Annotated in this window: 9 protein-coding genes and 2 other annotated features; of the genes, 4 read left to right on the forward strand and 5 right to left on the reverse strand. The window is 38.5% G+C overall.

Annotated elements, in window-relative coordinates; translation table 11 throughout:
• Positions 1-55: 55 nt before the first annotated feature.
• The 4 genes from trpC to trpE are packed head-to-tail and all read right to left on the reverse strand — an operon-like array spanning position 56 to position 3,852.
• Positions 56-859 carry an indole-3-glycerol phosphate synthase TrpC gene (gene trpC, locus AC6HVZ_RS04640; protein ID WP_497556972.1) on the reverse strand — a complete coding sequence of 268 codons (804 nt, stop codon included), beginning with the start codon at positions 857-859 and terminating at the stop codon, positions 56-58.
• On the reverse strand, positions 860-1,885 hold the full coding sequence (trpD, locus tag AC6HVZ_RS04645) for an anthranilate phosphoribosyltransferase (RefSeq protein ID WP_497556973.1): 1,026 nt from the start codon (positions 1,883-1,885) through the stop codon (positions 860-862).
• Complete coding sequence (locus AC6HVZ_RS04650; protein WP_497556974.1) at positions 1,869-2,471, reverse strand: anthranilate synthase component II; 603 nt, start codon at positions 2,469-2,471, stop codon at positions 1,869-1,871. The genes trpD and AC6HVZ_RS04650 overlap by 17 nt, the downstream gene beginning before the upstream one ends.
• The gene (gene trpE, locus AC6HVZ_RS04655) at positions 2,455-3,852 is read right to left on the reverse strand and encodes an anthranilate synthase component I (protein WP_497556975.1); all 1,398 of its coding nucleotides are present in this window, start codon (positions 3,850-3,852) and stop codon (positions 2,455-2,457) included. The genes AC6HVZ_RS04650 and trpE overlap by 17 nt, the downstream gene beginning before the upstream one ends.
• A gap of 63 nt (positions 3,853-3,915) precedes the next feature.
• Positions 3,916-4,168, reverse strand: a binding site (T-box leader).
• Between the two features lie 41 nt (positions 4,169-4,209).
• Positions 4,210-4,456 (reverse strand) — a binding site (T-box leader).
• Between the two features lie 773 nt (positions 4,457-5,229).
• Here trpE and ddlA point away from each other — a divergent pair.
• On the forward strand, positions 5,230-6,333 hold the full coding sequence (gene ddlA, locus AC6HVZ_RS04660) for a D-alanine--D-alanine ligase (RefSeq protein WP_497556976.1): 1,104 nt from the start codon (positions 5,230-5,232) through the stop codon (positions 6,331-6,333).
• 385 nt (positions 6,334-6,718) lie between these two features.
• On the opposite strand, the gene AC6HVZ_RS04665 is transcribed toward ddlA, so the two are convergent.
• The gene (locus AC6HVZ_RS04665; protein ID WP_497556977.1) at positions 6,719-7,279 is read right to left on the reverse strand and encodes a nitroreductase family protein; all 561 of its coding nucleotides are present in this window, start codon (positions 7,277-7,279) and stop codon (positions 6,719-6,721) included.
• 1,533 nt (positions 7,280-8,812) lie between these two features.
• Here AC6HVZ_RS04665 and AC6HVZ_RS04670 point away from each other — a divergent pair.
• From AC6HVZ_RS04670 to AC6HVZ_RS04680, 3 genes are all read left to right on the forward strand, one after another.
• Positions 8,813-9,850 carry a PTS sugar transporter subunit IIC gene (locus AC6HVZ_RS04670; RefSeq protein WP_497556978.1) on the forward strand — a complete coding sequence of 346 codons (1,038 nt, stop codon included), beginning with the start codon at positions 8,813-8,815 and terminating at the stop codon, positions 9,848-9,850.
• Positions 9,851-10,138: 288 nt separating this feature from the next.
• Positions 10,139-10,846, forward strand: coding sequence for a metallophosphoesterase (locus AC6HVZ_RS04675; RefSeq protein ID WP_497556979.1), 708 nt, complete (start codon positions 10,139-10,141; stop codon positions 10,844-10,846).
• A 193-nt stretch (positions 10,847-11,039) separates the two neighbouring features.
• Complete coding sequence (locus tag AC6HVZ_RS04680; RefSeq protein ID WP_497556980.1) at positions 11,040-11,492, forward strand: DUF2269 family protein; 453 nt, start codon at positions 11,040-11,042, stop codon at positions 11,490-11,492.
• Positions 11,493-11,634 lie beyond the last annotated feature (142 nt).

Below are 11,634 nucleotides of genomic sequence, written 5' to 3' on the forward strand. Positions count from 1 at the left end.
TAAAACTGGTGAAGCTTACATATTGAAAATGACTAACCCGCCAATTTCTACTAATCTACCAATCCGACCTCTTACTTTCGACCTCTGTTCTATAATCAGGTATTTGCAAATCCTGAAAGGTTTGAGCCAAATCTGCTGACTGCATCAATGTTTCCCCGACTAGTATGGCATCGGCTCCGGCTTCGCTTACAAGTGCAACGTCATCCCCAGTTTTTATTCCACTCTCACTGATTAGGATTGTTTCTTTATTTGTTACCATAGAGGCTAATTTTTTGGTCGTCTCCAGGCTAACTTCAAATGTTTTTAAATTACGATTATTGATACCGATAATGTCTGGGTTAAGTTTCAGTACACGTTTCATTTCTTCTTCATTATGAACTTCACACAAAACTTCCAGGTCACGGTTCCTTGCATACTCGTAAAGACCTTTCAATTCGGTATCAGATAGAGCTGCAGCAATCAGCAGAATAATGTTGGCACCGGCAGACCTGGCTTGATCAATTTGAACTGGATCGATCATAAAATCCTTGCATAAAATTGGTAGATCAACTGCATTTCTTATAGCTGTTAAATCCTCCATCGAACCATTAAAAAAGGTTTGATCTGTTAATACGGAAATAGCAGCAGCACCGAATGTTTCATATTTCTTGGCTTGAGCTACCGGGTCAACTTTCATATCAATTGCCCCTTTGGATGGGGAAGATCGTTTGATTTCAGAAATTACTGCCATGTTTTTGGAAGCTCTAACGTTTTCTTTAAAGGAAGCAACCTTTTTGCGAATCGGTTGATCAAACGTTTGATTAATTAATTGTGCGACTTCTTTCTCTTTCTGGGCAAGGATTTTCTCCAAAATTGACATTTATAACACCCCACTTGGGATTTTTTTGCTGAACTCTACCAGTCGCTGTAATCTTTCCATTGCGGCCCCGGATGCGATGCTTTCCCTTGCGATATTGATACCGGATTTAATAGTTTTTGCTGTGCCGTTCGCAAAAAGCCCTAGTCCTGCATTTAAGAGCACGGTGTCATAATATGCGCCCTTCTTACCGTTTAAAACATCTCTTAGGATTCCTGCATTATCTTTGGCATTGCCCCCACGAATTTCCTCATTTTGATAGGTGGGCAAATCCACTTCTTCCGGTCTCAGTGTAAATGGCGTCAATTTTCCCTCATCAAGGATGACAAGATGATTTACACCCGCAAGTGATGCTTCATCCATGAAGCCTGCTCCGTTTACAACCACTGCCCGCCGTCTGCCCAACTTACGCAATGCCTCACCAAGCATTTGCACCATATTGCGGCGATAAACACCAAGTAATTGCGAATCCAATGGAACGGGATTTGTTAAAGGACCAATCGTATTAAAAATGGTTGGCAATCCAAGATCTTTTCGTACTTTTGAAAAAGGCTTTAATGCTTTATGGACATTTGGTGCATATAAAAAGGCAATTTTGTTTTCCTGAAGCATTTCATCCACATGTTCGTTTGTAAACGTAAGGGAGACACCTAAATATTCCAGTACATCAGCACTACCTGTTTTACTGGAGATACTGCGGTTTCCGTGCTTTGCAACCGTAACTCCGGCACCAGCGATGACAAATGCTGATGTTGTGCTAATATTAAAGCTGTAAGATCTATCTCCACCAGTGCCGCAGTTATCCATCGCATGTTTTATAGTAGTTGTTTGAAACGTTGATTGGGAACGGATAACGTCAACCATTCCGGCAATTTCATCTGCTGTTTCCCCTTTAGATTGCAGTGCCGTTAAGAAAGCAGCGATTTCAGATTCCGTTACATCATCAGTAAAACAATAATTAGTTGCTTCCTTCATTTCCTCCACTGTTAGGTTTTCTCGCTTGATCAGTTTTTCAAGATAATTTTTCATATTGATGTGTCTCCTTTCTGATTTCCACTAAAAGGTTTCGAATAATTCTTTTTCCTGTTGTTGTACCGATTGATTCTGGATGAAACTGGACACCATATACAGGGTAAATCTGGTGTTTTATTGCCATAACTTCATCGTCCTCCATTGATGTAGCAACAACTTCTAATTGTGCAGGAAGTGAAGTTTTATCAATAACATAGGAATGATATCGCATGACTTCTACCGGTTGGGACAGGTAACTAAAGAGCCCCGATCCATTATGGGTGATCAGTGATGTTTTTCCATGCTTAATCATCTTTGCTTTCAATAACCTTCCGCCTAATGCCTCTGCAATTGTCTGGTGACCAAGGCAGATTCCAAGGATTGGTATTTTAGTATAAAAAGTTCTAACTAAATCCAGACAAATCCCCGATTCAGCGGGTAAACCCGGGCCTGGTGAGATAACAAGCGCTTCCGGATTTAGTGATTCAATTTCCTCCAGTGTGATTTGATTATTTCTGATAACCTTCATATCAATACCTTCCTCTGAAAAATAATGATAAATGTTATACGTGAATGAATCGAAGTTATCAATTAACAGGATCAAGGTCGTACACCTCCATTAAAGATTTGGCCTTTTGCAATGTTTCCTGGTATTCCTTTTCCGGTACAGAATCATAAACAATTCCAGCACCAGCTTGTAAATATGCTTGGTTTTCTTTGATAACAAGTGATCGTATGGCAAGAGCTATATTTACATCATGATTAAAATTAATATAACCAATGCCACCAGCGTAAGATCCTCGCTTCTTTTCCTCTAATTCATTGATAATTTGCATTGCCCGGATCTTTGGTGCTCCGGAAACAGTCCCAGCTGGTAGACATGCAATTAAGGCATCAATACTGGAGAAGTTTGCCTTCAATTTCCCTTTAACTTCAGAAACAATGTGCATAACGTGCTGATATTTTTCAACTTTCATATAGGTTGGAATGCTGATGCTGCCAATTTCACAAACTCGACCAAGATCATTTCTGCTTAAATCGATTAACATTCGATGTTCAGCAATTTCTTTTTCATCTGCAAGCAATTCATTTTTAAGTGCTTCATCTTCAAAAGGCGTATTCCCACGTGCTCGTGTCCCTGCAATTGGATTTGTAACGACATGCTGACTGTTCGTTTGAATCAAGCTTTCTGGTGATGCCCCCAATAAGAGATAGTCCTCAAAGTCGATATAAAACATATATGGGGAAGGGTTGGTTTTCCTAAGCTTCCGATAAAAAGAGAACGGATCCCCATCGATAGTTGCTTTCATTCGTTGGGATAAGACGACCTGGAAAATGTCGCCTTGAAGAATGTGTTTTTTAGCAATCTCCACTTTCTCTTTAAATTGTTCTTCCGTTAATTCTGGTCGGAAATTGATGCCGGAAAGAGAATCCTCTGTTGTATTAGCATGTGTCATTAGCCTATTTCTCAGATGCTCTAACCGATCGTCCAACATAGACTCAGGCTGTTGATTAGGGTTCATCACTATTAAATAGACCATTTCGCTTGTGTGATCATAAACGATTACATCTTGATAGATCATAAAATGAATGTCAGGCATATTCAGTTCATCTGGCAAAGGGCTTCCGATATTCTCAAATTGCCGGATTGCATCATATCCGATGTATCCGATAGCCCCGCCATAAAAAGGGAGGGGGAGATTTATATCTATTTTTGGTAAAAGCTGTTGGATATAAGTCAGTGCATGTTGGTTATGTTTTTCGGTTTTGTCATTTTCTAAGGTCTTTACAGTTGTTTTATTTTCATGTCCGATGATTTCCTGATACGGATCAGTACCGATAAATGAATATTTTCCTTTCTGCTCATGCAGAAATGTGCTTTCCAGCAAAAATCTCTTCTTACCGGATAAACGCTGAAAAATGCTTATTGGTGTTAGCGTATCAGCATTTAACTTAATGAACTTAAAGACTGCGGGTTGGTTCATTTGATTTCTCCTTTCTTCATTGGAAAATAAAAAAATCCTCTATAAACACATATTAATGTGCTTATAGAGGACGAATAATTCGCGGTACCACCTCTGTTGAAAAGAACTTTACATCTTATCATCTTGTTCAGATACGGATTCAGGGTTTAATGAATCGATATCCTATCCGTATAACGTCGGAATCCCCGAGTTTCCCTACTTTTGTTCAAGAAACCTCTCGTAAGTCCATTCAGCATAAGTCACGTACTGGCTTCCACCATCACCAGCTCTCTGTAACGCTTTAGTTATGCCTACTCCTCTTACTCCACAATTTTTGCCTATTAAGCTGAAAAAAAGAATACAAAAAAACCCCCATCCGAAAAGGACGAGGGACCGTGGTGCCACCTTTATTAGCTGAAAAACAGCCGCTTTAGCAATATCAAGCATTCCTGCATAATATTCGTCTCGTATAACGATGAGACCTGTTCGCCAAAGCCTACTGCATGTATGGTTCGGTTTGGAAGCTCAGAAGCCCATTCATCTACTTAGATCACACTGGCTTGCACCAACCACCAGCTCTCTGTAATGTCCAAAATAGACTACTCTTCTTCTTCGACGCTCAAGTTAATTTAATTAGTGATTTTAATCATAGAAGAGTCTGAAAAGAATGTCAAGGGCTGACTTAAAATTTTCTAAAAAAATTTTAAGTCAGCTATACTTAAAAACGTAGCTTCAATAATTCGCTTTCATAATCATCCCATTGGTTCACTACACCTTTATAAGGAGATATAAGTGTAACTCGTAGGTTTAGTTGATGCTGACAAATTAGTTGGAATTGAATTTCTAGATTACGTTTTGCTAACCAATACCCAAAGGGAATTATATCCTTTAGTTAATTTGTTTTTCATCTTTACTGTATATGACGATGTTATATTCTACATCGCTAATTGAAGCAATTTTTTCGGATTCAAGATAACTTTTTATAATACTTTCACCAGAAATGTTGATAGTAACAACTCTGTCTGGGATAAAAGATATTCCGATTTGATCAATGTAGGAGACATTTTAGTTATCTTCTTCTAATCCTTCAGTAATTATCACGTCTAATGGCTTTGTATTGAATAGCTTAGATAGCACTGGAATCTCTGAAATTGCGGCTGAAATCACAGGGGAATTAGAAAGTGAGCTAATTAGTAAAACTAAGAAGACAGCTGCGGCACTAATTATATAGGCAATTTTTTTAGGTTGAATTTAAGCTACAGAGCAGCTAAGCAGCGGGAATAAGGTTGAACAATATGTTTCAAAATATTATCCATCGAAAACAGGATTTTTCTTCTTAAAGCAAGCCGTTTTATGCTATCTTTAATATATAGCTTTTTAAATGAAGGGAGTCAGAAAATGACTAAGAAAAAAGTCGGGATTATTTTCGGTGGAAAGTCAGCAGAGCATGAGGTTTCTCTCCAGTCCGCCAAGAATATTGTTGAAGCAATTGATAAAACAAAATTTGATGTTTTTTTAATAGGAATAGATAAAAAAGGAAAATGGCATTTGAATGATCAGTCCTCCTATTTACTGAATGCTGAAGATCCAAAGCGCATTCGTTTGAATAAATCCAATGATCCGATTGCAATTGTTCCAGGTGAAATGGATAAACAGCTTATTCATGCTGAAAATGCTGTTCAGCTGGAACAACTGGATGTAGTATTTCCAATTGTGCATGGAACGTTGGGTGAGGATGGAAGTCTGCAGGGAATGCTGCGACTCGCTAATCTTCCGTTTGTGGGCCCAAGTGTTCTTGGTTCATCTATTTGTATGGATAAAGATATTGCCAAACGTCTTCTGAAAGATGCGGGAATAAAAGTAGCCAAAGGGCTGAATTTTACAAGTGCAAAGAAAGATGAAATCACCTATGAAAAAGCAGTAGAATATTTAGGTACACCAATGTTTATCAAACCGGCAAATCAGGGTTCTTCTGTAGGTGTAAGCAAGGTATCTTCCAAAAAGGAATTTGACGCAGGTATCCAATCTGCATTTCAATATGATCATAAACTAATCGTTGAAGAAAATATTGTCGGACGAGAATTAGAATGCTCGGTACTAGGAAATACAGATCCAAAGGCTTCATTGCTCGGTGAAATTTTGCCACATACTGAATTTTACTCCTATGAATCAAAATATATCGATGAAAAAGGTGCAGAGCTTGCCATACCTGCAGAATTATCAGATGAAGTTACGAAGGAAATGCAAGAAATAGCTATCAAAGCATTTGAAACACTAGAATGCGAGGGACTGGCAAGGGTAGATTTCTTTCTTACCAAAAATGGAGATATCTATGTAAATGAAGTAAATACATTGCCTGGTTTTACAAAAATAAGTATGTATCCGAAGCTGTGGGAAATCAGTGGAATCAACTATCCTGATTTGATCAAACGTTTGATTGAACTTGCAATTGAGCGTCATGAAAGAGATAGTTCATTGAGAAATACAGTGTGGGATAATTAGTAGAAGGTTGTCTGTGGAGGAATTGCTCCCTAAAAGTGGATGTTCAAAAGGGAGGATAAAAAGGACAGAGAAGTTCGAGGCAGCGTAGTTCCCGTACCGAAACGTATGCAATTAATACGTGAGCAAACGTTCTAGCACGCAGGAAAAGGATGCTTCTTTTCCAAGGAACAAAAATGCAAGCCAACGAGCTTCTCATGTGATGTGGGAACTCTACGTTAGACACAATGGTTTTCGATGGGTGAGCCTTGCTTGGCACAGTCCCATGGTTTTCGCTGGAGCAAGCTTTAGCGAAGTTCTAGAACGTGTCGGTACGTAGTTAGAAGATCCCCTTAGATGTGTCATTTTTACCGGTCTTTTTGAACAACCTCTAAAAGACAACCATTTATTATCCATTAAATCTTGTAAATTTATCAGCAACTGATATACGATTCTTTTTAATCGGCTGTTTGTCGAAATAGCCAAGATGAATGAATCCTGCAATTTTTTCATTTTCTTCAATGTTTAAAATTTTCTTTACTTTAGGCTCATAAATATGTGGATTAGTTTTCCACACAATACCAAGCTGTTTCTCCCATGCCAGTAGCCAGAAATTTTGAATCATTGCAGCTACAGCACCAAAGTTCTCTTCCCATTGCTTTTGAATTTCTGGCTCTTCCATAACAACAATCAAGAATGCATTTGGTTCATTTAAGTATTCCTCGCGATTTTGCCGTTTTTCTTCCGGGTACGTTGCTGCAATCTTTTTTGCGAAATTAGCTTTTTGGTCTGCTCCCACAAATATAAATCTCCATGGCTGACGCATCCCGTGTGTTGGTGCCCATATGGCATCATCCAATAATTCTCTTACTGTTTCTTCGGTTACCTCTTTATTATTATATCCTTTTTTAACTGCCCGGCGTTCACGGATAATATTTGCCAATTCAGATTGTCGTTTTCCTTGTTCCATATAATGTTCCTCCCCTTTGCTCTATCTATCGAGACACTCCTAATTGATATCAATTGAATTGTAGCTGATTAGTTAGGAAAAGGCAATTGCGCCCGAGTTTAAAGATCACCTAAAATTAAAATGTATTATATTTCTTCCAGTTCTGTCTTTCGAAATATCGCATAGCCGCCAGCTAAAGTTGATCCCGTCCGTAAACTGTGCACCCTCGCCCGAGAGTCTTGCACTCGTCTGCAAATGTCAAGCCCGCCTGAAAACTGTGCACCTTTGCCCTGAAAGGTCACACATCCACAAGGAAAAGTCCCCCTTAAGCAGAATCCCACAGTCCACCGTTTGCAATACAATAAATAACTTATATTAAAACTCAACTTTCGCACCGACAAAATCGTAGTCAGCCTAAGGTATGCAAGTGCTTGTAGAATTTAAAATACAGCCTTGACATTGCGTTTAACCCATATTCGGCATCTGAAAGATAAACTTCTCCTTATTTTTCAGGTGCATTTTTAAAAATTGGTATCTTTATTTTTTAATTCTTTACTCAACTTTCGCACCAATAAAATAAGCTCAAACAGTTAACTTTGATCAACCCAAAATGTTTCTAATTGTTGGCTTGACAACCTTGATAAACATAAAAGATCGTTGTACACACAAGTATAAAATGTGCAATTACTGCCGCATTTGATTTCCGCAGCGGGCAGTTGCTTTCCGCGGGCACGGCCTCAGCCTCCTCGGAAGAAAACCACTTCCTGCGGGGTCTTCAGACTCGTGCTTTTCCCGCAGGAGTCAATGCCCTCCGCTCCAATCAAATGCGGGTACAGTGCAACATCGATTGTTAAGCATTGCATTACAGTGAATACGAAAGAAAAAATTAAAAATCAGCGGAGGAAATACATGGAGACTCCTGTGGGAGCAGAGGCCTGGATGAGACCCCACAGAGCGTTAGCTCGAGGAGGCTCATCAGCCGCCCACGGAAAGCGACATGTATTTCCGCAGCGGCATTATAACACATTTCTGCCTTCTAACTTGTTACACATCTTATAGCAAATACGAACCGGTAAACCAAAGTCAACTCGAGTAGTGTATTTTCAGCCTTCCTTATTCCTTCAAGACTTATGTGTTCATTTTACGCTGCGATAGTTGAGTTAAAACTTAACGAATCATCATAAAAGACTTGATTTGGCAGACTAATAGCGTAATAATAGAAATTAATAATTTATCACGCATTAACGGGCAGTAATACCCCCACCTCCAAGCGTGAGAAATTCCAAACGTGAAGGTGGAGGAGGGCCTTGTGTCATACCCTTGCGGTATAAACAGCACGTAAATTTCCTGATTCTGTTCAAGGGCCTTGTGTCATACCCTTGCGGTATAAACAGCACGTAAATTTCCTGATTCTGTTCAAGGGCCTTTAGGTCATACGATGAGATACTAACATTTAGTGGGGGAGGAAGAGAACCTACCACTAAATGAAGTTTCACTTTATATAAAACTACCTTTATTAACTTGTGAAATAATACACATACTGGGAGGGCGAAAATGAAATCATTTCTTATCCGAAAAGGGGTAACACTTTCTATTAAAGAATATCTGATTACAGCATTAAGCTATATGGCATTAGGGTTGTTTTCATCATTAATTATTGGTCTGATTATTAAAACGGCTGGTGAAGAAATCGTAATTAACTTTGCACCAACAATCGGAACTACGTTAATGGAAATGGGAAGCTTTGCAATGGAGACAAAAATAATGGGGGGAGCTATTGGGGTAGCGATAGCTTATGGGTTGAAAGCCCCGCCATTAGTATTATTTTCTGCATTATTTGCCGGGGCATATGGTGCGGAACTAGGCGGACCTGCCGGAAGCTATGTCACTGCTCTTTTGGCAACAGAATTTGGGAAGCTGGTGTATAAAGAAACCCGTGTGGATATTATTATAACCCCACTTGTTACAATATTCATTGGTTTTTTAACAGGGAAATTTATCGGACCGCCAATAAATACATTTATGCTTTGGTTCGGAGAGGTTATTAATTGGTCTACGGAACAACAGCCCTTTATTATGGGTATATTAGTAGCAGTTCTTATGGGACTGGCATTAACCGCACCAATTTCTGCTGCAGCGATAGCAATTATGCTCTCGCTCGATGGAATTGCTGCAGGTGCAGCAACTGTAGGGTGTGCGGCTCAAATGATTGGTTTTGCGGCTGCAAGCTATCGTGATAATGGAATTGGTGGATTTATAGCTCTGGGAATTGGTACTTCAATGCTTCAAGTTGCCAATATTCTAAAGAAACCTGTGATTATTTTGCCGCCAACGATTGCTGGTGCAGTGCTAGCCCCTTTTGCTAGTGTTTGGTTGGAGCTGACTAACAATGCTTCAGGCGCCGGAATGGGGACAAGTGGTTTTGTTGGTCAAATTATGACATTCGAATCGATGGGTTTTTCAATAAGTGTATTTTGGAGTATTTTAATTTTGCACGTTCTCGCACCAGCATTAATCAGTCTCGTTATTGCGGAGAGCTTACGTAAAAAAGGCTGGATAAAACCAGGGGATATGAAAATTAATTATGAATAAGAAATGGTATTATTGTGACGTGCATCACATTTTCTCTCAACCCATTCATTTATACTTAAACTGGAAGCTATATAAAGGTATAGCTTGTGATTTAGGATAGCTTTGAGCGAAAAAGGATGGAAAAGTTGTTGGATGCACAATAGAATTTAAACATAATTTTAATAACATGAGATCTGCATCATTTTAAGCGTAAGATTCTCCAAAATAGCCATTTTGGATCATTTACGTAATAGTTAAAAAGTAGTAAAATTTTGTAAAATACTAAAATGTAAAAAAGGAGGAAATGAAATGCGAACCTTTTTTATAAGTGATGTTCATGGAAACTTTTGTATGTTTAAAAAATTAATAGATCACATTAAGTTTGATCCCGGTAAGGATAAAATTATCATTGGCGGTGATCTGATTAACAGAGGGCCAAGAAGTGCACATATGCTGCAATGGGCAAGAGACCACCATAAAAGCTATCCAGGTAATGTACATATTTTAGTGGGAAATCATGAAGAAATGATGATTTGGTTTATTAATGAGCTCTCCCCAATTTGGATGGAATTTGGTGGAGATGAAACGATAGAAAGTTTTAAAAAGGTCTATGGCTGTGATAATGGCTGGGATATAGCTGAGGATTATGCCTCCTGGCTGGAAACCCTGCCGCTTATTTATGAAGATGAAGATGGTATCTATACGCATGCAGGAATTGATGTGGAGAATGATTTAAAAAGTCAACCTCGTGAAATTGTCTGGATGAACAAGAAGGAATTATTGCAGCTGGATGAACAGAAAGTACATATCTGGAGTAAAGGAAAACGGATTTATCGCGGTCATAACCCATCTGCCAATGTTCAATGGCTTAAGGGATTTATAACCTGTGATCTCGGTAGTGGTAATGTAGATAGCGATGCTGCTGCATTGGCTCTAGTCGAAGTAAAAAGAGAACGATATTTTCGCTGCAGCATGGATGGAGAAATATCTGTACATAAAATAGTAACGTCTTCGTAAGTACGGCTAGGAACAGTTGCTTTAGAGCTTTGAAAGTAGAAAAAGTTTAAAAAAGATATGACAGGAAATAAATTTGTCACTTTTTTGATAAAAGTTGTATGAAATATGTGTGGAATGTCACAGTCAGGGCGATACCTAAATAGTGTATGATAGGATTAGATTAGAAGGATTTCATTATTTGGAGGTAGCATCCATGACATTATATAATACACTTGTTTTTATCCATGTTTTTTCTGCAATTCTAGGGCTGGGTCCAGGATTTGTAATGATTTATATTGTTACAAAATCAACCACGATGACTGAACTGCGACATGCATATATGATTCGGAACAGATTACATATGTTTGTGATGGTTGGTGGCACATTGCTGTTAATAACTGGATTGTGGATGGGATTATTGAATTTTTATCTTTTCTCACAAGGCTGGTATATTACAAGTTTATTCTTATTTCTAGTAGGTCTTGCTTTTGGTCCAATGGTTCTATCCCCACGTTCAAAACCAATTAAGGCATTGTTGAAGGAACAAGAAGGTGAAAAAATTCCGGAAGAATATTATACCCTTTCCAAAAAATTATTCTTTTTTGAGCGGATTGAAAATGTAATATTTTTAATTGTAATAGCTTTAATGATAACAAAGCCTTTTTAAAAAAAGAACGACGCATTTCTATTTCAGGTAGAAATGCGTTTGTCTCATCCTATAGATTGTCTGGTCGTCTAAAACCAGGGAGTATTGAGACCACACATGGTGTTTTTAATTCCTATATGTTTAGTCCTTTGCTTAAGATATA

The organism is Oceanobacillus sp. NCCP-135, assembly GCF_059698015.1.